General features: G+C 58.2%; 24 protein-coding genes and 1 pseudogene. 13 read left to right on the top strand and 12 right to left on the bottom strand.

What is annotated here, in order from left to right; genetic code table 11:
• Both MJ601_RS21040 and MJ601_RS21035 read left to right on the top strand, forming a co-directional pair.
• Nucleotides 1-589 (top strand): annotated as a pseudogene (locus MJ601_RS21040) (Ti-type conjugative transfer relaxase TraA); the annotation flags it as partial.
• Nucleotides 590-604: 15 nt separating this feature from the next.
• A complete protein-coding gene (locus MJ601_RS21035) occupies nt 605-1,348 on the top strand; it encodes a DUF6118 family protein (protein WP_242130352.1) in 744 nt (247 codons plus the stop codon).
• Nucleotides 1,349-1,551: 203 nt separating this feature from the next.
• On the opposite strand, the gene MJ601_RS21030 is transcribed toward MJ601_RS21035, so the two are convergent.
• Nucleotides 1,552-2,940: an alpha/beta hydrolase gene (locus MJ601_RS21030; protein ID WP_242130351.1), complete on the bottom strand. Its 1,389-nt coding sequence runs from the start codon at nt 2,938-2,940 to the stop codon at nt 1,552-1,554.
• 308 nt (nt 2,941-3,248) lie between these two features.
• Between MJ601_RS21030 and MJ601_RS21025 the strand changes: the two genes are divergently transcribed.
• The 3 genes from MJ601_RS21025 (at nt 3,249) to MJ601_RS21015 (ending at nt 5,203) form a co-directional block, all read left to right on the top strand.
• Nucleotides 3,249-3,908, top strand: coding sequence for a hypothetical protein (locus tag MJ601_RS21025; protein ID WP_242130350.1), 660 nt, complete (start codon nt 3,249-3,251; stop codon nt 3,906-3,908).
• A 78-nt stretch (nt 3,909-3,986) separates the two neighbouring features.
• On the top strand, nt 3,987-4,367 hold the full coding sequence (locus tag MJ601_RS21020) for a hypothetical protein (protein WP_242130349.1): 381 nt from the start codon (nt 3,987-3,989) through the stop codon (nt 4,365-4,367).
• Nucleotides 4,367-5,203, top strand: coding sequence for a nucleotidyltransferase domain-containing protein (locus MJ601_RS21015; RefSeq protein ID WP_242130348.1), 837 nt, complete (start codon nt 4,367-4,369; stop codon nt 5,201-5,203). Before MJ601_RS21020 ends, MJ601_RS21015 begins: the two co-directional genes overlap by 1 nt.
• Nucleotides 5,204-5,234: 31 nt before the next feature.
• Here MJ601_RS21015 and MJ601_RS21010 read toward each other — a convergent pair whose 3' ends face one another.
• The 4 genes from MJ601_RS21010 to MJ601_RS20995 are packed head-to-tail and all read right to left on the bottom strand — an operon-like array spanning nt 5,235 to nt 11,043.
• Nucleotides 5,235-6,605, bottom strand: a complete 1,371-nt coding sequence (locus MJ601_RS21010; protein WP_242130347.1) for a TolC family protein — start codon at nt 6,603-6,605, stop codon at nt 5,235-5,237.
• Entirely contained in the window at nt 6,595-7,998 is a 1,404-nt protein-coding gene (locus MJ601_RS21005) for an HlyD family type I secretion periplasmic adaptor subunit (RefSeq protein WP_242130346.1), read from the bottom strand. Before MJ601_RS21005 ends, MJ601_RS21010 begins: the two co-directional genes overlap by 11 nt.
• Nucleotides 7,999-8,028: 30 nt before the next feature.
• Nucleotides 8,029-10,221 carry a peptidase domain-containing ABC transporter gene (locus MJ601_RS21000; protein ID WP_242130345.1) on the bottom strand — a complete coding sequence of 731 codons (2,193 nt, stop codon included), beginning with the start codon at nt 10,219-10,221 and terminating at the stop codon, nt 8,029-8,031.
• A gap of 6 nt (nt 10,222-10,227) precedes the next feature.
• The gene (locus MJ601_RS20995; RefSeq protein WP_242130353.1) at nt 10,228-11,043 is read right to left on the bottom strand and encodes a sulfotransferase family protein; all 816 of its coding nucleotides are present in this window, start codon (nt 11,041-11,043) and stop codon (nt 10,228-10,230) included.
• Between the two features lie 298 nt (nt 11,044-11,341).
• Here MJ601_RS20995 and MJ601_RS20990 point away from each other — a divergent pair, with 298 nt between their 5' ends.
• A complete protein-coding gene (locus MJ601_RS20990) occupies nt 11,342-12,037 on the top strand; it encodes a glutathione S-transferase family protein (protein WP_242130344.1) in 696 nt (231 codons plus the stop codon).
• A gap of 402 nt (nt 12,038-12,439) precedes the next feature.
• On the opposite strand, the gene tnpC is transcribed toward MJ601_RS20990, so the two are convergent.
• The 3 genes from tnpC to tnpA form a co-directional block, all read right to left on the bottom strand.
• Entirely contained in the window at nt 12,440-14,008 is a 1,569-nt protein-coding gene (tnpC, locus tag MJ601_RS20985; protein ID WP_242130343.1) for an IS66 family transposase, read from the bottom strand.
• A gap of 67 nt (nt 14,009-14,075) precedes the next feature.
• Nucleotides 14,076-14,429, bottom strand: coding sequence for an IS66 family insertion sequence element accessory protein TnpB (gene tnpB / locus MJ601_RS20980; RefSeq protein WP_048578803.1), 354 nt, complete (start codon nt 14,427-14,429; stop codon nt 14,076-14,078).
• Nucleotides 14,426-14,782, bottom strand: coding sequence for an IS66-like element accessory protein TnpA (gene tnpA, locus MJ601_RS20975; protein WP_242130342.1), 357 nt, complete (start codon nt 14,780-14,782; stop codon nt 14,426-14,428). The genes tnpB and tnpA overlap by 4 nt, the downstream gene beginning before the upstream one ends.
• 196 nt (nt 14,783-14,978) lie before the next feature.
• Here tnpA and MJ601_RS20970 point away from each other — a divergent pair, with 196 nt between their 5' ends.
• Entirely contained in the window at nt 14,979-15,752 is a 774-nt protein-coding gene (locus tag MJ601_RS20970; RefSeq protein ID WP_242130341.1) for a Stf0 family sulfotransferase, read from the top strand.
• Between the two features lie 418 nt (nt 15,753-16,170).
• On the opposite strand, the gene MJ601_RS20965 is transcribed toward MJ601_RS20970, so the two are convergent.
• From MJ601_RS20965 to MJ601_RS20950, 4 genes are read right to left on the bottom strand one after another with little or no spacing between them, the layout of a single operon-like run.
• Nucleotides 16,171-16,854, bottom strand: a complete 684-nt coding sequence (locus MJ601_RS20965; protein WP_242130340.1) for a hypothetical protein — start codon at nt 16,852-16,854, stop codon at nt 16,171-16,173.
• A 60-nt stretch (nt 16,855-16,914) separates the two neighbouring features.
• The gene (locus MJ601_RS20960) at nt 16,915-17,835 is read right to left on the bottom strand and encodes a Fic/DOC family protein (RefSeq protein WP_242130339.1); all 921 of its coding nucleotides are present in this window, start codon (nt 17,833-17,835) and stop codon (nt 16,915-16,917) included.
• The gene (locus MJ601_RS20955) at nt 17,832-18,044 is read right to left on the bottom strand and encodes a hypothetical protein (protein ID WP_242130338.1); all 213 of its coding nucleotides are present in this window, start codon (nt 18,042-18,044) and stop codon (nt 17,832-17,834) included. Before MJ601_RS20955 ends, MJ601_RS20960 begins: the two co-directional genes overlap by 4 nt.
• 53 nt (nt 18,045-18,097) lie before the next feature.
• Nucleotides 18,098-18,298: a DUF6290 family protein gene (locus tag MJ601_RS20950; protein ID WP_242130337.1), complete on the bottom strand. Its 201-nt coding sequence runs from the start codon at nt 18,296-18,298 to the stop codon at nt 18,098-18,100.
• A gap of 100 nt (nt 18,299-18,398) precedes the next feature.
• Here MJ601_RS20950 and MJ601_RS20945 point away from each other — a divergent pair, with 100 nt between their 5' ends.
• The 6 genes from MJ601_RS20945 to MJ601_RS20920 all read left to right on the top strand — a co-directional run.
• Entirely contained in the window at nt 18,399-18,686 is a 288-nt protein-coding gene (locus MJ601_RS20945) for a multiubiquitin domain-containing protein (protein WP_242130336.1), read from the top strand.
• Nucleotides 18,687-18,694: 8 nt separating this feature from the next.
• A complete protein-coding gene (locus MJ601_RS20940; RefSeq protein WP_242130335.1) occupies nt 18,695-19,081 on the top strand; it encodes an E2/UBC family protein in 387 nt (128 codons plus the stop codon).
• Nucleotides 19,078-20,472, top strand: a complete 1,395-nt coding sequence (locus MJ601_RS20935; protein WP_242130334.1) for a ThiF family adenylyltransferase — start codon at nt 19,078-19,080, stop codon at nt 20,470-20,472. The genes MJ601_RS20940 and MJ601_RS20935 overlap by 4 nt, the downstream gene beginning before the upstream one ends.
• Nucleotides 20,469-20,810 carry a ubiquitination-like system serine protease family protein gene (locus MJ601_RS20930; protein ID WP_242130333.1) on the top strand — a complete coding sequence of 114 codons (342 nt, stop codon included), beginning with the start codon at nt 20,469-20,471 and terminating at the stop codon, nt 20,808-20,810. The genes MJ601_RS20935 and MJ601_RS20930 overlap by 4 nt, the downstream gene beginning before the upstream one ends.
• On the top strand, nt 20,807-21,706 hold the full coding sequence (locus MJ601_RS20925; protein WP_242130332.1) for an SDH family Clp fold serine proteinase: 900 nt from the start codon (nt 20,807-20,809) through the stop codon (nt 21,704-21,706). Before MJ601_RS20930 ends, MJ601_RS20925 begins: the two co-directional genes overlap by 4 nt.
• A 151-nt stretch (nt 21,707-21,857) precedes the next feature.
• The coding region (locus MJ601_RS20920) for a TM0106 family RecB-like putative nuclease (RefSeq protein ID WP_242130331.1) at nt 21,858-24,007 on the top strand (2,150 nt) is incomplete at its 3' end.

Raw genomic sequence — 24,007 nt, 5'->3', positions numbered from 1 at the left:
CCAGCTCGAACAGGAAGCGCAACCGGCACGTGCTGGCGGCGTACGCGGGGCGGTGGAGCGCTACGCCAAGGCGTTCGACGCGATCCAGCAGACCCGCGCGCAGGGCTTGGGCGCCATGCCGCACCAGCGCGATGCGCTGGAACGGGCACGCGAGACGCTGAACGCGATCCGCCCGCAAGGCGCGTCCGATCTCGACAGCGCGTTCAAGGGTAGTCCGGAACTTGTCCGCGAGGCCGCCGAGGGGCGCGGCCAGGCCGCGATGCGTGCGATGCAGTTGGAAACGGAAATCCGCATCGATCCATTTCAGCGCGCCGACCGGTTCGTGGAGAGCTGGCAGCAGTTGCAGCGGCAGCATGATGAGCTTGTGCGCGACGGCAATTTCCGGGGCGCGAAGAGTGCCGTGCAGCAGATGGCTGACATGGCGACAAGCCTCGAACGCGACGCCCAGCTTGAATCGGTGCTGGGCTTGCGTAGCCGCGAACTTGGGTTGGAGATCGGCCAGCAGATGGGCCGCAGCCTGTCCCGCGACCTCGCCGCCTCCATCCCCTTCGAACACGGACGCGACATCAGCCGTGGCATGAGCCGCTAAAGAGGAGCACGCGATATGGACGATGAACAACCGCTGTTGAACGAAACGGAACCCCAAGAGGAATCTGCAACCCAAGCGTTCACGCGGCTCGATGGCCGGATCGCCCTTCTGTCTCGCGCGGTCGAGCATCTGGCCGCCGAGCGGGTAAACATTGACATTCCCGATTACAGCGCGACATTGGGGCAGATGAATGCGCGCCTTGCTGGTATCGCGCAGGCACTGGCCGGCATATCTGGAAAGCCGGCCATGCAATGGACGCCCGAGGATATGTCCGCACGCATGGACGCGGCGGCAGAAAAGTCGCGCCGCACCGATGCCGCAACCCTCAAGGAGGCGCGGGAGGTTCATCTGGAGGCGGCCAGGGCCATGCGCGCGCTTATCCCTGTCGCCCAAGAAGGCCGGGAGCAGCGCAGGCATCTCCTGTGGGCCGTAGGCGTTGGTTTGTTGGCTGGATGCCTGCTCTGGGCAATCCTTCCTGGTATTATTCTACGCGCCTTGCCGACAGGCTGGCACATGCCCGAAAGCATGGCGGCCCATATTGTCGGTGAACCGGCGCTATGGGATGCGGGCGCGCGCATGATGCGCGCAGGTGACCCACAAGCGTGGCGGATGTTGACAGCGGTCGTCGAGATGTGGCGCGACAATCGTAACGTCCTCGACGCCTGCACGCGGAAGGCCGACAAAAGCGAACGGCCTGTTCCGTGCAATATCACGGTCAGCAACAGAATGGACGGCCGGTCTTCAACCGGCCGCCGTTGATGAACTACCGCCACCCTCCATGAGCTACGGCCAGGAAGTTATCCCCTCGTTCGGCTAGGGCTGCAAATTTATCGAATGCAGCAGTTCCCCGGCCGTCCCAAAATCCAGCCATCGCTTCGCTCAGTTGCGATGCTGCCGTGCTGATGGCTCCGCTTTGCGCACTTGCAGGATCGTAGCTGAGGGCAACGTCGTCGAACAGTGAATTATTTCGCTGATAAGGCATTGATCCATTGCCCAATCATCTCAAGGACCAGCGGATCGACGGTACCGCTTTGTTGCTTGGCGTCGCCATCACGAACTTGGAGAGCATGATCAAGTTCAGGGAGCGAACAAACTTCTGCTGCAGGATTGTTGTGCAGGGCTTGTTGAGTGGCAGCCAAATTCCGTTCCGGATCCAAGTATGCATCTGCCAATGGAAGAATGGCCAGAACCGGCTTTTGCAAATCCATTAGATCTTGTGCCGGATCATAGTTTAGGAGGAAGCGATAGGAATCACTTGCGCTTTCCTCAACACTTGCAAGGCCGGTAAGAGGGGATATCCCTTTGGCCTTCATATCCGCCCATACAACGTTCGCACGCGACCTTGCATCGGCCTCGTCGCTGGCCGATACTACAGTATGCGCCAGTCGTTTGGTGAGTTCAGCGTCAACGGTCGAAAAGGTTTCTGGACCGTTTTCCACCATGCGATTGTCAGCTTGCCAGTCCACCAGATCAAGCATCCGTTCCGCGGGAGATGCAAGCAGAACTCCAAATGACAATTGCGGCGTTGCCAAAAGCAATTTTATGGCTCGCACACCGCCGGCGCTGTGGCCGATGATGCCGATTTTGCCAATAGCAACCTCAGATCGTGTACTGAGAAAGGAAACCGCTGCGGAAAGGTCTTGTTCGATTTGCGCTTCGGTGGTCTCGAAAGCTTGGCCAGGTGATCGGCCGGTGCCCCGCTGATCAAAGCGCAGCACGATGATACCATGTCGCGTCAGATCATCGGCAAGTACAGCAAAAAGCTTACTTGCAGGATTGGCGCCAAGGACGACATAATCGCGATCAGCTGGCTGCGAACCCACAGCGAGTACGACAGCGGCGGATCGAGTGCCTCCTGATGGTAGCGTAAGTGTGCCGCTGAGGACAGTTCCATCCTTGCTTCGAAATTTCACGTCCTGAGCCCGATAAGGCAAGAGGCCAAAGGACGTTTGGCGCTGGCGATTGAACGTTATCGGAACCGCACCCCCGTTGGCCGGCGTCCATATACCGCGAAGTAGCAGCCCATCCGCACTCAATTTTCCGAAAAAAAGGCCGTTTGGTAGTGTGATTTTAACCGTGCGCACCTTGAACGAGGCTACCCCGGCCAATGTACCGAACGGTGTGGTCGATATCGCCCGTACACCATCAATAATGATTTCGTTCCACAGCGAGGTGTTCGCGACGGGTATCTTTGATTCCCATGTGCCATCCGGCTCGTCGGGGTCATAATGGGCATCGATCGAACGGCGAACGAGTTCGCCAAACATAGGCAATTCAGGTCGGCATTGAACCGCTTCCTTTGGGTCGGCAACCGAGAGGGAGCCCGCAAGGAGGCTAGTGAGAATTGGCATGTGTCCTGTCCAGATGGCTGTCCATGAACCGTTTTCTGGGCGGTCCTACCGAATTTCGGATATACGCCACGTAAACCGATCATTTGCGCCCGCCCAAAAATCCTTTTTCTTCAATGAGCCACTTGAACGAATCGCACAAATGAATTCTAATATCCGAACAGGACGTTTCGTCCTGTTCTCTCGTGACCATGGCGGCCCCGGATCCTGTATGGAATAGGCCGCCAGTGCCGTTGGCGTCATGAAGCTGAGACACAGGCCTTAGGTGTTGTCTCCTCCTAATTCGATATTGGCTTTCAAAGGAGGCTGGGATGAGTGCCTTTGGTGGTGGTGGCTATTACGGCAACTACGGCGATTATGGTAGCTATAACGGATATCGTTACTACGGCGGATATTCGGATTACGGGATGTATGATCCCATCGCCGCAACGTCAGACAATGCGGACAGCAGCGTTCAAGAAATTATAGTGACGGCTCCGCGTCAAAGTTATTCCTTCACACAATATTATGTTCAAGACATCTCCTATACGCCGCCGGAGGGCGCTGGCGGAGAACCGGACAAATCAACCGAACAGAAGATCGCCAATCTCATATCCAAGGTCGCGGGTGGGTTGAAAGCAATAGAGCCCTATCTTTCTGGCAAACCGAAGGAAGCCGTCGAAAAGATCGAAGCTGTCCTTGATGTCATTGAGAAAGGTGAGATGTATCAGGGCTTAACATCTGGGGACATGAAGCAGATGCTAGCTACCGTCATCGACAACCAGTTAAGCGCGATGACTCAGGTCGAATTCTCGGCAACTGTAGCCGCCATAGTGGGCGCAGTAGGCGCCGAGTCCGGGCCCGTTGATCTTGCTTTGGCGAGTGCTGCTGGAGCGGGAGCTTTCTATGCCTACTATAAATATCCTACTGGCCAGATCGCCGACTCGCTTGCTGGGGCGCTCGTTGATGGTGTGGAGAAGCTGGCGCATTGATCGATCGGCGCGGCACCGCCTGTCTTTCGGCGGTGCCCCGTACACAACATTAAATCCAAAATGCCGAGGAATCGTAAAATGGAATGGTTGTTCCGTTCTGCTCTATTCGTGCTAGCACTGGGAATAGCCCAGCCGGGGTTTGCGACTGAAGCCTTAGGCACGCCCTTTCCCGGCGCGAAAACCGATGCATTATCAAGGAAACCGGATGCCTGCGGCTTTCGCTATAAACTTACCACGTCAGCATCCATCGGTAGGGTCGCTGACTATTTTCTCGCTCAGGGACGCAGTAACGGTTTGACTCTCTTAAAGGATACCGGCGCGCAATTCGAGGGGTATCGCATGATATCTTTCGATGAAAAGGGGCCGGGTCGGGTGCTTTTTGTAACTCTTCAAACGATGGGTCCAGGCGTTCAGGGATCGGTCTATTATGTTACGGCGCGAACGCCGCATTGCTCGTGATGGTCCGCCGCAACGACCGGCAGTATGGCGATATTACGCCTGAAGAATTCCTTCGCCAGATGTATCCGCAGGCGAACGAAATTGTACGCAACGGCCAACTCGACATTGCCACTGCCAAATGCGCCGCTCTGGCCGCTATCGCCACTTATGTGCCAGACGCCATAACGGCCTTTGGTTTTGGCTCCGCCTTTAACAATCGCCATCGTCCATATTCGGATGTCGATGTCGTTGTTTTTGTGCAGGAAAGTTCGTCGATGGTGAACTATTGCTTCATGAGCGAAGGCGTTGCCGTTGATCTCCATGTTGTTGGTCTGGACCGGGTCGATAACGTCATCGCACGCGCCCGCAAGGAAGGTATTTGCTCGATCCTTTCTGCCGTCAGCGAGGGTGTGTTACTGCTCGATACGGCAGATGAGGGGCCGTTGCTTCGCAAGCGCATGACCGAGGCGATGGTCATGCAACCACTTCCGACAATGGACCAAGAACGCCGAATGCTTCGTTGGATGATCACGTCGCAATTGCTGGATCTTTCGCAAGATCGACCGACCCTGCAAGTACAAGCTGCAGCTTTAACGGCCTATGCGATGCTCATACGCCTATATTATTCGGTGAGCGGCGGCTGGCGTGATCGCGGGAAATGGACAATCGGTTTCGGCGAGGAAAGGCATCTCCTGCTGATGGATTTGGTCGAGGGATATGCGGTGCTCTTTTCCAAGGGGGAAAAAGGGGCCTATCTCCGTGCCGCACTTCGAATATTGGATCTTGACGGCGGCCCATTATGCCTGGGCCAAGGTAATCGTCTGACGTTCGACAGCGAATTAGCGGACTGCCGTTGATCATGAAGCCATGTGTTAATAATTGAACGATTCAACGCACAAAAGGCACCGAAATCCCGTCCAAGATCAGTTTTCGGGCTGAAATACTCAAGTCGGGATCGTCAGTGTCGACGCCAAATTGATCGAGCGTCATATGTCCGATAGCGCGTATCAGATTGAACTGTGTAATCAAGCGGTCATGCATCGCCCGATTTTCGTTACGTTCTGCCTCTACCAGATTTCTTTGGGCGGTCAGGACATCCTCCTTCGATGCTTCGCCCAGAGCAAATAGTCGACCTTCACCAGTCACGAGATCTTGCCTCGACTGAACGGACGCATGATAGCGTTGCCAGACTGCATCAAACACGTGCATTTGCCTGAAGGCCGTTCGCGCCTTCATTTCGTTGTCCGCTCTCGCAATCGCGATTGCGTCTTCGGCCCCAGCAAAGAGCGCCTCCTTTTCTTCGACTTGGGCACGCACGAGACCACCGGAAAATACCGGGACATGGAGTTTGAACGAAACTGATCGAACCTGTTCGCGCTCTTGTGCAAAAACGGCGCCTTGGTGATCACGGATGGTGGCTTCGAGTTCAACCGAAGGACGCCCGGCGCTGCGCGCAACGCGTACATCTTCTTTCGAAGCCCGCGCCGAGAACTCTGCATATTGAATTTCAGGATTGCCATTCGTGAGGGAGATTGCTTCGGCCTCGCTAGCCGGCAAAATGGCGGGGAGGATGGGTATCGACAGGTTGGATGCCGGTGCGCCTACGTCACGCTCAAACTGCTGCTCGGTGTCAATCAGCTTGGATTGAGCGTTATCGGCATCTGCCGCTGCCTCTTCCCACGTTGCCTGCGCCGTCAGAATGTCGAATTGCGAAGCGTCTTGTTTGCCGAGCCTTTCCTGTACGCCTTTGAGTATCGTCGCTGCGAGATCGGCACTCTTCCGTGCTTCAACCGCGTCATTTCTGTCGCGAAGTAGATCCACATAATCTTTCGCAGCCTGCAATAGGGCATCCTGTTCAGCGGCCGATAGCTTGAAAGCAGCCGCTCGGACCGAGTCGATCGCACCGGAGACTTCTGCGGGAGTCCGACCACTCCGGAAAAGCGGTTGGTCTAGTACGACATCATAGGAAGATCGGGGGACCGATGAACGGAGGAGTGAATTCTCCAGGGGTGTCCCGCCTGTAACGACGTCCTTTCCACGGCTCTCCTCTGCATCTACGGTGATAGTAGGCTCCGCGCCAGCAATCGCCCTTCCGACCTGCGCCTTCGTGGCGCGGAGCTTCTGCCGCTCCTGCGCGATTTCCAGGCTGTGAGCATAAGCCTGTTTCAGGGTCTCGGCCAAGGGTTGCGCAGTGCCTGGAGACGCGACAAAATAAATGAGCGCCCCGCAGAAGAGGGATATACCATGTTTAGCGCTCATGTCCCGCATCCGAAAGAGCCTGGCCGATCGGCGAGAGCACATATTCAAGCACGGTTCGTGTGGCTGTCTTGATTTCGACCTCCACCGCCATACCTGGCCGGATCGGTGTCTTGACACCATCGACGTCGATCGTCCTGTCGCCGATGATATCGACGATGACCGGGTAGACCAAGTCCTGCACATGCGGCAAGGGCATCGCACTCGGATCGTCCACCGACCGCTGCGAGCCGTTGCTGTCGGTATTTTGTGCCGCTTCGCGGCTGTCAATCGAGTCTCGTGCAATCTTGCTGACGATCCCTCGAACGACGCCATAGCGGGTGAAGGGATAGGCGCGCACCTTGATAACGACCTCCTGTCCGACCCGAACAAATCCCATATCCCGGTCCGACACCAGCGCTTCCACCTGTATAGTTGGAGCATCGGGCACCACAGTCATCAATGTTTCACCAGCAGTGGCGACTTGACCGGGGTTCGTGATAGAAAGAGCTTGTACAGTGCCATCTACCGGCGCACGCACAACCGAACCGTTGGTGCGGGATTGCTCCTTCAAAAACTGCTGGTGAATCTGGCCAAGCTTGTTTTGCGCCTGCTCGAGTTGGTCGGCATTCGCCTTGAAGAACTTGGCCCGTGACGCCGTAAGTTGCGCGGTCTGTTCGCTTGCATCTGATCGGGCCTCGGCGATGTCCTGCTGGGTTGCAAGGATGTCTGCCCGGAGCTTCTGGACATCGACGACCGTATCGTCGACTTCCGTACCTGATTTCCAGCCTTCCAGTTTCAACTGCCGTCGATTGGCAAGTCTATTCTCGAGCGTTATCAACGAGACTCGCTTTTCCGACAGAGTAGATTCGAGAATATCCGCGCGCGTGCGGTCACCAGCGATTCTTGCCTCTGCAACCTCCGCTTCAGATCGCAATTGCCTTAAATCGTCACCAAGCACCAGTTGTTCGCGATCGCGGTCGACCTGCGGAATCTCCGGGAGAAAAGGGATACGCGGCGCATAAACAACATTGTGAGTACCAATTCTCTCCTCAGTAGTGCGACGTGCGATCTCGGCAGACAGCGAGAGTTCTTCCAGCCTGGCGGCTCCTTCGTCAAATGCGGAAGAAGCCGGATCGAGTGCCGCGAGAATCTGACCGCGCCTAACATGGCTTCCCTCACGAACATAACTGGCAATGATGCGCGCCTGTTCAATCGCTTGGATGGATTTGCTGCGGCCAACCGGTTGAACCCTCCCAGGAGCAGTCGCGTAAACATCGATATGATACAGGGCTGCTCCGGCTATAGAGCCAGCTACAAGAAAAACAGCTAGGCAAATCGCAATGACGACGCCGCGCGATGGTGCATGTGAAATCAACTCCTCCGCAGCAGACATCATGCTCAGCTGATCCGACATCATTTCATCCTGTTGTCCGGTTGATATCGTTCAGGTCGTGGCATTGACGGTTCCACTCTGAATCTGCAGCATCTGGTGATAGAGACCGCCGACATTGCTGGCCAGATCGACGGGCGATCCGTCCTCAACTATTCGTCCGGCCTGAAGGGCGATGATCCGGTCACAATCTCGGACAGCAGCCATTCGGTGGGCAATGATGATAACGGTGCGGCCCTGGCAGATCGCTCGCATATTTTTCTGGATTGCTTGCTCACTTTCATAGTCGAGCGCGCTGGTGGCCTCATCGAGGATCAGAATCTTCGGGTTGGAGGCAAGTGCGCGTGCGATGGCAATGCGTTGTCGCTGCCCACCGGACAGATTCGCACCACGTTCCGAAATGAGCGTATCGTAACCTAATGATGTTTCCGCGATGAAATTATGTGCTCCCGCGAGCTTGGCAAGTTCCACAACGCCCTCGCGGGACAGGCTGGGATTGCTAAGCGCGATGTTGTCATGGATCGACCGGTTGAGGAGGTAGGTTTCCTGCAACACGACCCCGATCTGCCGTCGAAACCAGTCTGTTGGCACCTGCGCGATATCGTGACCGTCGATCAGCACTTTCCCGATCTCAGCGGAATGCAACCGCTGGAGAATGCGGGCCAGCGTCGATTTCCCCGACCCAGACGGGCCAATGATGCCGACGATCTGGCCTGCAGGGATACGCACCGATACCCCTTTAAGGATTTCCGGGCCTCCCGGTGCATATCGAAAGATAACACCAGTGAGATCGATCTTCCCTTTTATTGTGCCCAATTCCATGCGGCCGGCCGGCTGAAACTCCGGTTCGCTGTCTAAAATGTCACCAACCCGACCGATCGACATCTGAACCTGTTGCAAATCCTGCCATGCGCTCGACAGACGTACCGCTGGCGCCATTAATTGACCCGCAATCATGTTGAAAGCGACCAAGGAGCCAACCGAGAGGGTCCCATCCATGACCATACCGGCACCAAAAAAGAGAATGGCTGCACTACATAGTTTGCTGATCAGCTGGATTCCGGCTCCTCCTAGCGCACCTGTTGTCGCGACGTTTGTCGCGGAGAGCACATAGGAAACCAGCCGCTCTTCCCAGACCAATTGCGTGGAGGGCTCTATCGCCATGGCCTTGATGGTGTGTGCACCAAGAATGCTCTCGATAAGATGTTGCTGCATTTCGGCGCCGCGGTTGAATTTATCACGGACCAAGGTCCTGAGGGGAACCCTTACCAGCGTTGCGAGGATGAAAAATGCCGGAAGAGCGATGAGGACGATCGCAGTCAATTGCAGGGAGTAAATTGCGAGAACGCCAAGGTAGATCAGTGAAAAGATGGCATCGATGATGGAGGTCGCACCTTGGCTTGTCAGGAACGACCGAATGTTTTCAAGTTCACGTACGCGGGCCACGGTCTGGCCAGCCGGTCGGTGATCGAAATATTGCAATGGCAGAGATAGGAGATGGCCGAAGAGACCGGCTCCCAAATGGACGTCGATCTTGGCAGATGCATGTGCGACGGAATATGAGCGAAGCCATGTAACCGTCGCCTCAAGCAAGGCTATCGCCACGAGGGAAACAGAAACAACTGTCAGGGTGGAGGTGCTCCTATGGACCAGCACCTTATCGATAATGATCTGGAAGAGCAGTGGTGTCGCAAGGCCAGTTAACTGAAGTATCAACGAGGTAGTCATAATCGCGGCAATGGACATCCTGTACCGCAAGACTATCCGCAAAAACCAAGCCTTCCCTGCAGTTTCCGCTTTTCGCACGGCCGATCCGAATTTCGGGGCCATGGAGATTGCCGTACCGTTCCACAACCGCATGAAATCGTTCTTCGGCATCCGCTGCACGAGTCCGGTTCGCGGGTGTATGAGCTTGACCCCTTCCATTGTCGCTGCGGCGAGGATAAGGCAGGCCCCTTCCATATCGACGATCATCAGCGGTTTTCGAGCTTTTACGAGAGAATCGTAATCGGCCCGTCGACTATGCTTGGAGCGCAGCCCTACATCATTGATAGCCCGTAAGATTCTTGGAAAGGTTAGCGAGCCGGTTGGTGTAGCGAAGCGGTGTCGCAACGCGTCTGCCCCTCCATGCAGCCCTTGAGCCTGAGCCACAGCTGCAATCGCATCGACAGCAAATTGAAGTTCCGGCAAAGCCGTATCGGCGTCCGGTCCCGCCCTCCACCGGAAGATAGATCTGGCAAAGGCCATGGGGACTTAGAGGACTCGCGCTTGGGAAGCGCCAAGCTCAAGTGGGTTGGCCCAGAAGTTCGAAACGCGGCATGAACGAATCAATTCGGGAGGAAGTCGAGGTTCGCTCTCTCGCGCAGAAACCGGGCCTCGAACGGTATGCAATCCTTTCGCCCCAAGTCTGCGATCAACCTCATCCGCACTATATTCAACATTTTGTAGGTTATGCATGAACGGATCGAGGCCAGTGAAATCGTAGATATGACGAAGCACTTCGATTGGTTCTGTCACAAGCCGGTCATATGGCACCAACAGCAAGCGTTGACTAAATGGGCCGTAGTAAGCCTGCTTCAGGTTATTTAGTGCGGCACCAATCATTCCCTTTGGGGAACGAAGATATTCCGCACGGGAGTGAAGATTTCCATCGCTGCTAAAACCGAACATCGCTGTGGATTCAAGTGGGTTGGAGTCGAGAAGTTTCTCGAAACTCGAAACGATCTCTTCAACAGGACGAATACAACAAATCACTTTTGCCGATGGAAATAATTTTGCGATCATGGACATTTTGCTTGTCCAATAGCGGCCGGAATCAAATATGATTTTCTTGTCTGTGTAAGAATAGTAATTATCAAATAATCCTCGAAGTATCCTTTCTCTAGATACGTCAGATATATGGCTATACACCTCGTTCTTTGCGCTCAAATGTGAGCTTACGACACCATATAGAGGTCCAAGTGGACTTGCCATTGCTGCATGCACATCAGGGTTCTGAATAAGAAGAGCTGACAGCAAGGTCGAGCCAGACCGAGGAAGTCCGGAAATGAAATGAAATGTTTTGGGCATAGATGACATGATCATGAGCAGTGCAAATTATTAAGGATAATGTACATAAACATGAAACCCATTTCACGCCTAAATCTGAGCGAGAAACGCACTTTCAACGCCCGAAATCAATAACTTAATTGTGAATATAACATGAAAAATATTTAATCTCAGTTGCTTTGACTCTATTTGCAGAATCTATAACCACATCATCCACGAGTGACGAGACTCAGCCAAAAGCTGCTCGCTAAATTGGCTCGCGATCAAGAGGGGCTGAAGCGCCTCATCCCATATCGCGGCTCTCCGTCGGGAAACAGGAATGATCCTCTTTGGTAATCCTCTGAATGCTTCCGTCCGAAAGGTTTTATGTTGCGCGGCGCTGAGAAGTGTCGAGCTCGAGCAGATATCGATATTGAGAGGAAGCGACGATCCGGTCTTCCGAGCCGCTAGTCCTGCGGGAATGATACCTGCGCTCAGGGATGGCACGCGTAGCATTATCGGATCCCTTCCGATCATCGACTATCTCGACGGTTTCGGGGCCGCGGAACCGATTATTTCCCCAGATCGCGAGACGAGGGTGGAATTTTCGTCGGTAGCCCAGTTTGCCGATGGCCCACTGGCTCAGGTCGTCAGTCCGATCTTCCAGAACCGTGTGTTCCTGCCGCGATTTCTTGGGAAGCCGGGCAACATGCAACTGGTAAACCGACTTCTACGTGGTCCGCTGAACAAGATAATGGCAGCGACCGAGATTGCGCTATCCAAGGTACGGGGCAGCGATAACATCGGCATTGCCGAAGTTTCTGTGTTTTCCCAGGGCCTTGCCTTGCTACTTTCGGATCAGAAGATCGACTCTGGCAGCCATCCTCACATCCATAAAGTCATGACGCGGCTGCTTACAGATGCGCGCCTGATTCCATTGATTTCGCGGAACGCTCGCCTCGTCGGCCTCGAGTTGAAAGCGGTGACAGATTTACTCGGATCGGAGGGCTGGGAAGTAAGCAAGGGATCCGCATGACTAAAGGCCCATGGTTTCAGGATCGAGGCATAGGCACAATCTTCCTTCTTCCCGTATCGTGGGAAGGATGGCTAGCGTTGCTTACGCTCGTTCTTTTGCTTCTCGGGTCGGCATGGGTGCCCGAGGCCTACGCAAAGATGTTTAGGATCGTTGTTGTCGGTGCTTACCTTGTACTGAGTTTCCTCAAGTCTGAGCGCGTTTAGATATGTCGCTGACTCTCTCGGATGTCGGTAATGCGAGCAAAGCATGATGCGCCCTTCAACGAAGGTCTCCAAGCGTTGTTCGGAACAGGCGTTGGGCACGAGGAGACTGGAAATCCATTGATAGCAGCAGGAGCGCATCGTTGGATTCGCGCTCGCTCCGGTTACTCTGTAAGCGCTAAAACACCCCCACTGGACGGCGTTAAGCGGCCTGATCGATGACGGTGCTGGCGGTGGCGCGACTATCTACCCAGTTGTAGGGGAGCAGATCATCGATGGGGTCTGCATCGCCTCGCAGGACGATACGGGCGAGGACATCGGTGAGGTAGGCCTGCGGGTTGATACCGCCCAGTTTGCATGTTTCGATGAGGCTGGCGAAGGTCGCCCAGTTTTCAGCCCCCAGGTCATGGCCTGTGAACAGGGCATTTTTCCGCTGGAGGGTAATTGGCCTGATTGAGCGCTCGACGGTGTTGTTATCCAGCTCGATCCGTCCATCCTCAAGGAAGCGGACGAGGCCCTTCCAGTGGTTGAGGGTGTAACCGATGGCCTCGGCTGTATGGGAGCCGCGGGGTAGTTTGGGCAGCATTTCCTTGAGCCATGGCAGCATGTCCGCGATGATCGGAGCGGCTTCAGCCCGGCGTACCGCCAGTCTGTATTCGGGGCTGGAGCCTCGGATACGAGCCTCGATCTTGTAGAGTCCGGCGATCCGCCGCAGCGCCTCATCGGCGACCGGTGCGTTGCCGCCCTTGGCATCGTCGAAGTAGCCCCTCCTGACATGTGCCCAGCAGAAGGCGAGCGTTCCGGGACCGGCCCTTCGGTCCGGCGCCTCGATATGCTTGTACGCGCCATAGCCGTCGCACTGGACGATGCCGGTGAAGTCCCCGAGCAGCTTTTCCGCCCAGACTTTCCCGCGACCTGGCATGTAGGTGTAGGCGACGGCCGGTGGGTCGGTGCCGCCATGCGCGCCATCATCACGAGCGATGGCCCAGAGATATCCCGTCTTCACCTTGCCGGTGCCGGGAGCCAGGACCTTGGCCGTGGTCTCGTCAACGAACAGCCTCGCGCCCGATAGAAGATCGGCCTTCATCCGGCTGGTCAGGCGGCCGAGCCAGGCGGCGGCTCTGCCTGCCCAGTTACACATTGTCCCCCTGTCGATCTCGATACCCTGGCGCCGCAGTGCCTGTGCCTGCCGGTAGAAGGGGGTGTGATCGGCATATTTCCTGACGAGGACGTCGGCGATCAGCGCCTCGGTGGGCAGGCCGCCTTGCACTACATGCTTGGGCGCAGGCGCCTGGAACACGCCATCGCTGCACGCCCGACACGCCATTTTCGGACGGGACGTCACAATGACGCGATACTGGACAGGGATGACATCGAGCCGGCTTGATATGTCGCTGTCGATGCAGTGCAGCACGCCTCCGCAGCAGGGGCATTCCGTCTCGTCAGGGAGGATCACTTCTTCAACGCGGGCCAGATGTGCCGGCAGGGACGCCCGCGCTGTCCCGGGCTCCCTTCGCGCCCGCTCCTTCTTTTGTCCTGCGGCAGCCGCTGCCTGCTCGGCCAAGGCCTCCAGTTCAGCGCGGGCAACATCAAGATCGTCGAGGCCCAGCGCCAACTGATCTTCGTTCAGCTTCTCCGAGCGTTTTCCGAATGTCGTCCGGGTAATCTGGTCAATGATATGCTGCATCCGAGCTTCACGCTCGAGGCCGGCCAGGACCATCGCCTTGAGGATGGCGACATCGTCAGGAAGGTCGGCTGCCGTGGCGGACATGCCCCATTTCTGGCAGTTTCCAGGCGCTCTGCAAGGGCGTTTCGATCAGGGGAATCAGGCATGCGACCTATCGCGTCGTCACCGGAGCTTGAGCGCGCGGCGTGTGCATTTTCGACCATTGCAGCCCTTCGAACAAGGCTGACGCCTGTGATGCCGACAGCCGCATCACGCCATCCTGTGCCCGTGGCCAATGGAAACCCCCCGTCTGCAAAACCTTGCTCACGAGCACCAGGCCGCTGCCATCCCAGACCAGGAGCTTGATCCTGTTCGCCCGCTTGGAGCGGAAGATGAATACCACCCCCGAGAAGGGCTTGAGTCCGAGTTCATGCTCGACCAGCGCCGCCAGGCTGACGGCACCTTTCCTGAAGTCGACCGGCTTTGTCGCCACCATCACCTTGAGCGGCCCTGGCGGGATGATCATCCCGACCGGCTCACCGCGGCAAGCACACGGGCGATATGATCCTCGCTTGCCCCTGGCGGCACATGGATCGCCCACCTTGCCGTGCGGATCACGATCTCATCGCCTCCACCATCAGCCGGGCCGGAGCCGCTCGCATCTTCTACCACCGCCGGAACGAAACCCAACTTCTTGCTGGCCAGACGCTTGCCCGGAATGCTGTCATGCCGCCACGCATAAAGCTGCTGCGGCAGCAGCCCATGCGTCCGTGCGATTTCGGCGATGTTGGCGCCGGGCTCAAAACTCGACGCGATGATCCGGGCCTTGGCCTCGGCCGACCAGCGGCGACGCGCCGGTCCCGCTGGAATGACATCCATACGCGAGGGCCGCTGGCCCTCCTGCCTTTCGAAACCTGTTTCGAATGTTCTTACATCATCAGCCACTACGATACCCCTCGGATGAGGGGCAAAACATAGACAGATCAGCAGCTACGAAAATGTGGGGAGGTTTTGGCGCTTACGTTACTCTGATGGCTTGAGAGGACACGTGCATGCTGACGGCGCTACCTAACTAATGCCGGAAAAGACTTTTTCGGTTGGACATTTATACAGTCGGGAACTCGATTTTCCCGATTATAACGGCACTTCCGCGATATATCTCGTCGCATCGGCAGCCCGGAGCGGCAGCACACTTTTGTCCACGATCTTATGGGAGACAGGATGCCTTGGCGCGCCGATGGAGTACCTCAATCTCAAGAACTCTCTCTCGGCAATAATGGATCTCGGCGATGGATCCATAGACTTTTACTGGAGGGAGATAAAGAAACGACGAACATCGCCAAATGGCGTATTTGGTGTAAAGATGTTCTGGAACTATATGGAAAATATATCTGTCGCGTCACCGCTGATTTATAGAGAACTATCGAAAGAGGCCAAGATCATTCTTTTGGACCGCACCGATAAGATCGGTCAGGCTATATCCCTTGTTCGAGCTATGCAAACAGGGGCGTGGTTTTCAGGCGACGAGCCCCGCGACTTGGCACGATTTGACGCAGCCCAAATAGAATGGGCCATTCATAGGAATAACCAGGAGATGTCGGCTTGGGAAAGAATGTTGGACCGTTCAGGCATCATACCGTTCCGTGTAAACTATGAACAGATATTGGATGATCGGGACTCGGTGATAGCAGGAATTTGTCTGTATTTAGGCGCGCAACTGCAGGGGAACGCCCGAGTTGTCTTGCCGGTTGAGCTTGAACGTCAGAGTAATAGCCAATCCGAAAAATGGCGCATGATGCTTGAAAAGCGACCTTCCAGCATGACGTCCGAACGCGACGGAACCCAATGATCCACACTTGCCTGACCCGTGATGGTGCTGGGCTTAATGATGGTATTTTGGTCGAATATGAAAAAGTTATCTATATAAATCAATATTGTAGATTAACCATGCAACTCCCGTAGGGGTCACCAATAAAATCAATCGCTTAGGTGATGATTGATGTCTCGAAGTTGGCAACTTCGTCCACACATCGTCCATGGATTTGGGCGGATATTGGTGGACGCTAGTGATCGATTATATCGATTTACGATCCATTGATGACGACCCCAGCGATTAGTCGTTCGACTCAGGGATCGTGACCGACAAGTTGGACTGACCGGAACAGCGGGTATTGGTGCGTAGGTTGCGGATAGCCGCCCTTCGATGCGGTTATGAACGATGGCGGTTACGGTTCATTGCTCCAGGGCGTCTGAAAGCTAAACGGAAGTCAAGATGCCGAACGGAGTGACGCTCGTTCCTGGGCCGATTGCCAAATTGGGACCCGCTGGCGGCGGCCGGTACATCGCTTGTTGAATAAGATGATCCACGCTTTCTGCACATTCTCGAGGTGAGCCAGCGTCGCATCGACCAAATCATCACCGATGGCTTCTGGATCACCATGGACGAACGCGTTGCGGGCCTTCTGGATGCGGCGCAGCAGTGTGGCTTCTCCGCTGAATCCCTCCGCCTCGAGGTCCGCCCAGAAATTCGTTTGCCAGATGCGGCGATACAAGCGATCCAGGCGCCCGCCGATACCCGAGAACCGCTCGAGGAGCTCGTCATCCAGCTGACCGGGAAGATCGGCAAGGGCTGCGCGATAAAAGCCGTCAATCAACACTTCAAAGAGTGTCCAGAACAGCAGCACGACGGTGAAACGGTGTGAGAAGCGCTCGGGCCTGTCCGATGGGGCAATGCGGGATCGCTCGCCTTCGATCTTTATTCGCTCAAGGATGAGAAACGTCGACCAAGGGATCGCGCCATGAGTCGCTTGGGGGACAAGATGCTCGACGCCATCCACCACAATAATCTGTGGCTGGTTATCGAAAGCGTGCCCGCACACCGGGCAGATTGCCTCCCTGTGGAGTCCATTGCAATCCGAGCAATGCATCAGACCGTGCCATGGAGACATCATAATGACCATCCTGGCCGAACGGTCCGCCTCCGACGGCGCTGACGAACTCTCGACATCCACTCAGTCCCGCTGGCCAGGATTGTCAACCTGATCGGCCTTGTCCTTGCCGAGCGTATTGCGCCAGGCTTGCTGTTCGGTGAGTTCAGCGATGCTGGCGCCGGCGCGGATATGATCGGCCAACTGCTCGCGCGCCTTGGCTACAATGTCTTGCTGACCTTCCGGATCACGCGGCATCGCGCTCCTGGCAACGGCTTCGACCTTCTCGATATTGAGCCAGGCAGCCTTGAAACTGGCATCCTCCGAAGCAAGCCCCTGCTCGCGCGACAGTGCCAAGAACTGGGCAGCGCGATCGTCGTGCTTTGATCGTTCGGTGTCATCGAGCACCTGAATGCGCGATAGGATCAAAGCGGCCATCGGGGCTGGATCGGCCTGCTCGAAACCGATCTTCGACGCGGAATACCACGGATCGCGATCTTCGGGGCGGATCGAGAACTCATAGCCAGCGCGCTCGGCCACGCCGGCGAGCCAGATGCGCTGCACTCGGCCATTACCCTCGATGAAAGGATGCGCCGCATTAATTTCGTTGACGAGCGCCGCTGCCTGCTCGGCAAAGGCAGCGGGCGCGAGGCCGCGCAATTGGTCGGCAGCACGTAGGGCCTCGAACTGGCGCTCCATCCAGGGGCCAATATGTTCGGGCACCGCAAACGGTGCCTGCCCGCGGCCAGTCGTATATTTCCGTTCCTGCCCAGCCCAGGAATAGAGGTCCTGAAAGAGATGGTAGTGAATGGCCTTGAAGGCGGAATATGTCGGTTCCGCACATTCGGCCGGCAGGCCTTCGGCGATGCGCATATCGGTGAAGAGACGCTCGGCCGCGTCCAATGTGGCGGCATCGCGTATTCCCAGCTCATTCACCAGGACCTGCGTGCCCGGGTAGACGATCTTCTCGTATTCGGAGCGCTCGGCGTCGCTGCGTCCGCTCACTTGGGCTTTTTTGAAAAATAGGTCCGAAGGGCTTCGCGGCGCTTCTCAACGGTAGCGCCGTCGGCCTCTAGGCGCGCGAGGAGCTTTTCGGCCTTTGCGTCCCGGCCAACGCCTTCAATGTCGTTGTTCGCGCTCATCTGCTTACGGCGCCAGGTGACGTCGGCAGGGGCGGAAGAGGTCCATCGGCTCATAAGGCTCACCAAGTTCATATGCGCGTGATTCGAATCTCGATCATACCTCAAAAGGCATGGCTCTGCCCCTGTTATCCGCCAGCCTGGCGATCAAGCAGCCGCCTAGCACGGCCAATCCGCTCCTCCAGACCGGCGCGGAATTCAGGATCGCGCCGCCTGAGCTCGATATGCTCCGAAATCGCAGCGCGAATAACATCGGAAATCGGCCGCTGCTCAACGCTCGCGACCGTCTCAAGCGCCTCCGCCTGTTCCGGCGAGAGGCGGATCGTCATGGCTTTGCTGTCTTTCATGCCTTTCTTTGACACCAAAACTTAGAGGTTGTCAACAGCCGTGGTATAGTGGTATCACGGTATCACGAAATGGAGATGCCCAATGAGCAAGCCCGAGCAGCACCCCGATCCTCATCCGGACAAGCCGAAAGATCACCCTTACACGATCAAGATCGATCGCACGGTCTACAAGGTCGATGCAGAGCAGATGACCGGCCTCCAGCTGCGGCAGCTGAGCAACCCGCCGATCGGGGCTGACCGCGATCTGTTCGAAGTGATTCCCGGCGGATCCGACGTTAAGATCCTCGACGAGCAGGTGATCCAGATGCGCGACGGCTTGCGATTCTTCACTGCCCCGGCCCAGATCAACCCCGGCGCCTACAAGGAATAAGCGGAAAGATGCTTCCCCAGAACGATCTCGACTGCCTCACGGAGCGCGCGCCGGGGCATAGTGTCTCGAGCGATGCGGGCATGATCTGCGTGGTCCTTCCGAACTTCGCGCTGGGTCCCGGCTATGACCGGCCGACATCCGACCTCATGCTGCGACTGGCACCGGGCTACCCCGATGTCGCACCCGACATGTGGTGGTTCCACCCGCCGGTGCGGCGCACCGACGGGGCGCAGATTGCGGCAACGCAGACCATGGAGCATCACCTGGGCCGCGAGTGGCAGCGCTGGTCGCGCCATCTGCAGCCGGGCCAGTGGCGCTCGGGGATCGATTCGCTCGAGAGCTATCTCGCTATCGTGCGAAGGGAGCTCACCCTGGCGGCTCCCAAAGCCGCATGACCGTCACGCTCGTTCTCGCCGATACGGTCGCCGCCGCGCTCTGTGAGGCGGCAAGCGATCCGCTGGAGGTCGCTGGCGTCCTTCTCGCAGCTGTCCATCAAGGACCAGATGGCGATATCCGACTGCTGGTCCGCCAGCATGCCATGGTGAGCCAGGACGCGTATCGCAAGCGCGCCCGGGATCATATGGCGATCGCGCCGGAGGGCTATGTATCGGCGCTGGGCGAAGCGGAAGCGCTCGGCGCAATGGCCATCTGGTTTCACACACATCCCGGCGCGACCGGCACCCCGCTGCCAAGCCTCGCCGATGCCGAAGTCGATGCGGCCATCGCCGACCTCTTCCGCCTGCGCTCGGGCTCGCCTTATTACGGCACGCTAATTCTCTCCCCTCGCGAAAGTGGGTTTGCCTTTTCCGGTACCCTGCAGCCCGAGGAGGGGCATGGTCCGGCCCGCATGATCGACCGGCTCTGGATAGTCGGCGACCGCTGGCGCCTGCTGAGCGCGATCGACGCCGACGACAGACCGCCCTCGCCGATCTTCGACCGCAATGTTCGCGCATTCGGCGGCGACATTCAGCGCGCGCTGAGCGATCTCAAGGTTGCCGTGAGCGGGTGCGGTGGCACCGGATCGGCCGTCGCTGAGCAGCTGGTGCGGCTAGGCGTTCGCAACCTCCTCCTCCTCGATGCCGATCGCCTCTCGGGCAGCAATGTCACGCGTGTCTATGGCTCGACCGCCGCCGATGTCGGTCGCCCAAAAGCCGAAATCCTGCGCGATCACCTGATCGCGATCGCGCCTGACCTGCACTGCGAGGCGATCGATGCGATGATCACGCTGGAACCGACCGCGCGCCGGCTCGGCGACCGCGACCTCGTGTTCGGCTGTACCGATGACAATGCCGGACGCCTCGTCCTCTCCCGGCTGGCAACCTACCTGCTGACCCCCGTCATCGACATCGGCGTCCTGCTGAGCAGCGATACGTCCGGGATGCTGACCGGGATTGACGGGCGCATCACCATTCTCTCGCCGGGCTCGGCGTGCCTGGTCTGCCGCGACCGGATCGACCTTGCCCGCGCCGGTGCCGAGGTGATGACCCCAACCGAGCGCAAGCGTCTGGCTGACGAGGGCTATGCCCCCGCATTAGGCGGGACCGAGCCGGCAGTGGTCGCGTTCACGACCGCGGTCGCCGCGGCCGCCGTTGGCGAAATGCTTGAGCGATTGATCGGCTATGGCCCCGATCCGCGCCCGTCGGAAATCCTCCTGCGCATCCACGAACGCGAAATTTCGACCAATCGCGCCGCGCCCCGGCCGGGCCATTATTGCGATCCAGAAAGCAAGAAGCTCGGCGCCGCGACGGCAGCCCCCTTCCTCGAACAAGTCTGGCCCAAAATATGAAGCTCTCATGGTGGGAATGGCTGCCTTTCAGGCGCTGGCGGATTGTCGGCACGGTCGAATTCGCCGACGAAATCCCCGAGCGCTTGCCCAAGCGCGCCGTGGTGCTGGTTGCTTCGGGCGGCCCGCCCAAATGGGTGGGCTTCAAATGTCCCTGCGGCAAAGGCCACGAAGTCCTTCTGAACCTCGACGAAGGGCGCCGCCCCACCTGGGCGTTGTCGCTGTCCGAGACAGGAAAAATTTCAATCGCGCCAAGCATCGACTATCTGGACGGGGGGCGCCGGTGCCATTTCTTTTTGCGGAACAACAAGGTCTTGTGGGCAAAGGACAGTATTCGATGACCGATGGCGAAATTACCGGCGGCGGCGACACGCCAACAGGCGGCGCCAAACGCCCGCTGACCAAGACGCCCATGTTCACGGCCCGCAATTCCGCGCGCTACGAACGCCAGGAGCTCATCAAGCAGATCGACGAGGCCGAGAGCACCCATCTCATCTGCTATGTCGGCGGCCCCAACACCGAGATCGATCGCAACGACATCATCGGCTTCGTGGATCTGCTCCACAACATCCCGGAAGGCGAGCCGATCGATCTTTTCCTGCATACCTTCGGCGGTGACGTCGATGCGTGCGAAAAGCTCGTCCGGCTAATCCATGCCAATGTCGTCGAGAACCCCTTCCGCGTCATCATCCCCGATGTCGCCAAGAGCGCGGGAACGCTCATGGCGTTGGGCGCGAACCAGATTATGATGAGCGATACTTCCGAGCTGGGGATGATTGATCCCCAGTTCCCGATGCGCGACAATCAGGGGAATGAATTCTGGCACTCAGTAATCGCCTATCTCGACGCGCATGAGGAATATGCCATGGCGATCAGAAGCGACCGGAACGACCCTGTTGCGCTGCTGCGCCTGGACAATTTCGACGCCAAGGTAGTGCGCAAATTCCAGGGCATTCGCGACCGCGTGCGCACCTTCGCTGAAGACTTGCTCAAGCTGCGCGGGCTCCCCGCATCCACGATCGCGAACGAGCTTATGAGCCCCAGCCGCTGGAAGACCCATGGCCAGCCGATTAGTCATGCGGACGCTGCGCAGCTCGGGCTTCCAATCCTCTATATCCCGACCAATGATCCGCGCTGGACACGTTACTGGAAACTCTATTGCCTGCAGCGCTTGGCGATCGGCCAGAATGGGAAAATTTTCGAATCTTCCTACGTATCACAGGTAATTGAGGAATGAAGCGGCATCTGCCTGCTCGTTACTAAGTGCCTACCTTGAGCAGGTCGGTACAGATGCTGGTGAGTGCGTCGATCTCGCAACGCGGCGAGCTGTAAAGGTGATTGAACGGCGTCCGCCCACCGGGGGCGGACGCGGGAACGGGGAAGAAAGCATGCAGTCGCGTAACGGCGCCGCGTTGTTCTCGGCGAGCGATCTGGTGAACTTCATGGGCTGCGCGCACGCGACGGTCCTCGACCTGCGCCAGCTGGTCGCGCCGGTCGAACTTCCGCCCGACGACGATCAGACGGTGCTGCTTCAGCAGAAGGGGCTCGAACATGAGCGCGCCTATCTCGAGAACCTGAAGGCTCAGGGCAAGTCGGTTATCGATATCGTCGGTGACGACGATATCTTCTCAAAGTCGGAACGCACCCGCGCTGCGCTGCGCGAAGGCGCCGACGTGATCTACCAGGGCGCCTTCCTTGAAGGGCCATGGCAGGGCTACTCGGATTTCCTGCTCAAGGTGCCGCAGCCCTCGGCGCTCGGTGACTATTCCTACGAGGTCGCCGACACCAAGCTGTCGCGGTCGGCGAAGCCCAAGCACCTCATCCAGATGTGCATCTATTCCGATATCCTTGCCCGTGAGCAGGGCGTGGCGCCGGAGCGGATGCATGTGGCGCTCGGCGACGGCACGATGGCAACCGTGCGGGTCGACGCGGTGATCCACTATTTCCAGTTTGCGCGTGAGCGTTTCCTCGGGTTCACAGCGGCCCCGTCCGAGACCGACGGGGCGCCCTGCGGGCATTGCACGTTCTGCCGCTGGGCCACGGCCTGTGAGGCGGAGTGGGAGGCCGATGACCACCTGAGCATCGTCGCAGGCCTGACCCGTGGTCAGGCCGAAGCGCTGCGCGCCGCCGGCGTGCCGGACCTGAACTCGCTCGCCGCCCTGCCGCCCGGCGCGGCCATCGACGGGATGCAACCCGAGACATTGTGGAAGCTACGCGAGCAGGCCCGGCTGCAGGCGCACCAGCGCCGGACGGGCGAGCGCATGGTGGAACTGCTCGCTACCGGACCTGGTCGTGGTCTGGCACGCCTTCCGCAGCCGAGCGCCGGCGACATGTTCTTCGACATGGAGGGCGATCCGCTGTTCGACGGCGGGCTTGAGTATCTGTTCGGCATCGTGACGGTTGATGAGGGCGAGGAGCGGTTCCACGAATTCTGGGCCCACGATCGGGATGAGGAACGTGACGCCTTCCAGCGGGCGGTCGACTTCATGGTCGCCCGGCTGGAGCGCTACCCCGATGCCCATATCTACCACTATGCCGCCTATGAGGAGACGGCGCTCAAGCGGCTCGCGATGCTGCACGGCACGCGCGAGCGGGAGGTTGACGACTTCCTGCGTGGCCACCGCCTGGTCGACCTCTACCGCGTCGTGCGTGAGGCGATTCGGACGTCGGAGCCGGCCTACTCGATCAAGAACATGGAGAAGTTCTACCTGAGCGAGGCGCGCGGCGGTGAGGTCACGACGGCCGGTGACAGCATCGTAATGTACGAGCGCTGGCGGCGTATCCGTGACGGCCGCCTGCTCGAAGAGATCGGCGAATACAATCGCGTCGACTGCAGATCCACACTGAAGTGCCGCGATTGGCTCGCTGGCATGCGCGCGCCTGGCGCGCCTTGGTATGCGCGGGCCGACGAGGATCTTGGCGGCGGCGACCAGCGCAACGAGGCCGAACGGGCGGTCGGCGAGATGGCGGCGGCGCTGCTGGCCGGCGGGCATGGCGAAGAGGATTGGCGCCAGCTGTTGGTCGATCTCCTCGAGTTCCACCGGCGTGAGAGCAAGCCCGCCTGGTGGGCGGTGTTCTCACGCCAGGACCTGTCGCACGTGGAGTTGCTGGAAGATGCTGAGTGCCTGGCGGGTCTTGAGCCGCATCCGGACGTGCTGCCGAGGCCTGAGAAGAAGTCGACCATCCACACCTTCACCTTCCCGGCGCAGGACTTCAAACTGAAGGCCGGCGACAGCCCGCGGCGCGCGGGCTCCCTTGAGCCGGCTGGGGACGTAATCTCGATCAATGAGGATGAGGGCATCATCGAGCTGAAGCTCGGGCCCAGCCGGACACCGCTTGATCCTGGCGCGGCGCTGATCCCTGCCGGACCGGTTGGTGACGCCGCGCTACGCGCCGCAGTCTATCGCTTCGCCGAAGCGGTCTGGAACGGCGACGCCGACCGTTATTCGGCAGTGGTTTCCGTCTTGCGGCGCGACCTTCCATCGATCGCCGGCCGCGCGCGGGGCGCGCCGGTCGTGGCGGATGGCGCAGAGCCACT

The organism is Sphingobium trunci, from assembly GCF_022664535.1.
Classification (GTDB): Bacteria; Pseudomonadota; Alphaproteobacteria; order Sphingomonadales; family Sphingomonadaceae; genus Sphingobium.
Note: the sequence above shows the minus strand (reverse complement) of the source record. Positions and strands in the feature narration are given on the sequence as shown.

Excerpts from the sequence above, each read along its gene's own strand:
- MJ601_RS21035 (WP_242130352.1), top strand. The coding sequence starts at position 605 with ATGGACGATGAACAACCGCTGTTGAACGAAACGGAACCCCAAGAGGAA.
- MJ601_RS21030 (WP_242130351.1), bottom strand. The coding sequence starts at position 2,940 with ATGCCAATTCTCACTAGCCTCCTTGCGGGCTCCCTCTCGGTTGCCGAC.
- MJ601_RS21025 (WP_242130350.1), top strand. The coding sequence starts at position 3,249 with ATGAGTGCCTTTGGTGGTGGTGGCTATTACGGCAACTACGGCGATTAT.
- MJ601_RS21020 (WP_242130349.1), top strand. The coding sequence starts at position 3,987 with ATGGAATGGTTGTTCCGTTCTGCTCTATTCGTGCTAGCACTGGGAATA.
- MJ601_RS21015 (WP_242130348.1), top strand. The coding sequence starts at position 4,367 with ATGGTCCGCCGCAACGACCGGCAGTATGGCGATATTACGCCTGAAGAA.
- MJ601_RS21010 (WP_242130347.1), bottom strand. The coding sequence starts at position 6,605 with ATGAGCGCTAAACATGGTATATCCCTCTTCTGCGGGGCGCTCATTTAT.
- MJ601_RS21005 (WP_242130346.1), bottom strand. The coding sequence starts at position 7,998 with ATGTCGGATCAGCTGAGCATGATGTCTGCTGCGGAGGAGTTGATTTCA.
- MJ601_RS21000 (WP_242130345.1), bottom strand. The coding sequence starts at position 10,221 with ATGGCCTTTGCCAGATCTATCTTCCGGTGGAGGGCGGGACCGGACGCC.
- MJ601_RS20995 (WP_242130353.1), bottom strand. The coding sequence starts at position 11,043 with ATGCCCAAAACATTTCATTTCATTTCCGGACTTCCTCGGTCTGGCTCG.
- MJ601_RS20990 (WP_242130344.1), top strand. The coding sequence starts at position 11,342 with ATGATCCTCTTTGGTAATCCTCTGAATGCTTCCGTCCGAAAGGTTTTA.
- tnpC (WP_242130343.1), bottom strand. The coding sequence starts at position 14,008 with ATGTCCGCCACGGCAGCCGACCTTCCTGACGATGTCGCCATCCTCAAG.
- tnpB (WP_048578803.1), bottom strand. The coding sequence starts at position 14,429 with ATGATCATCCCGCCAGGGCCGCTCAAGGTGATGGTGGCGACAAAGCCG.
- tnpA (WP_242130342.1), bottom strand. The coding sequence starts at position 14,782 with ATGGATGTCATTCCAGCGGGACCGGCGCGTCGCCGCTGGTCGGCCGAG.
- MJ601_RS20970 (WP_242130341.1), top strand. The coding sequence starts at position 14,979 with ATGCCGGAAAAGACTTTTTCGGTTGGACATTTATACAGTCGGGAACTC.
- MJ601_RS20965 (WP_242130340.1), bottom strand. The coding sequence starts at position 16,854 with ATGATGTCTCCATGGCACGGTCTGATGCATTGCTCGGATTGCAATGGA.
- MJ601_RS20955 (WP_242130338.1), bottom strand. The coding sequence starts at position 18,044 with ATGAACTTGGTGAGCCTTATGAGCCGATGGACCTCTTCCGCCCCTGCC.
- MJ601_RS20950 (WP_242130337.1), bottom strand. The coding sequence starts at position 18,298 with ATGACGATCCGCCTCTCGCCGGAACAGGCGGAGGCGCTTGAGACGGTC.
- MJ601_RS20945 (WP_242130336.1), top strand. The coding sequence starts at position 18,399 with ATGAGCAAGCCCGAGCAGCACCCCGATCCTCATCCGGACAAGCCGAAA.
- MJ601_RS20940 (WP_242130335.1), top strand. The coding sequence starts at position 18,695 with ATGCTTCCCCAGAACGATCTCGACTGCCTCACGGAGCGCGCGCCGGGG.
- MJ601_RS20935 (WP_242130334.1), top strand. The coding sequence starts at position 19,078 with ATGACCGTCACGCTCGTTCTCGCCGATACGGTCGCCGCCGCGCTCTGT.
- MJ601_RS20930 (WP_242130333.1), top strand. The coding sequence starts at position 20,469 with ATGAAGCTCTCATGGTGGGAATGGCTGCCTTTCAGGCGCTGGCGGATT.
- MJ601_RS20925 (WP_242130332.1), top strand. The coding sequence starts at position 20,807 with ATGACCGATGGCGAAATTACCGGCGGCGGCGACACGCCAACAGGCGGC.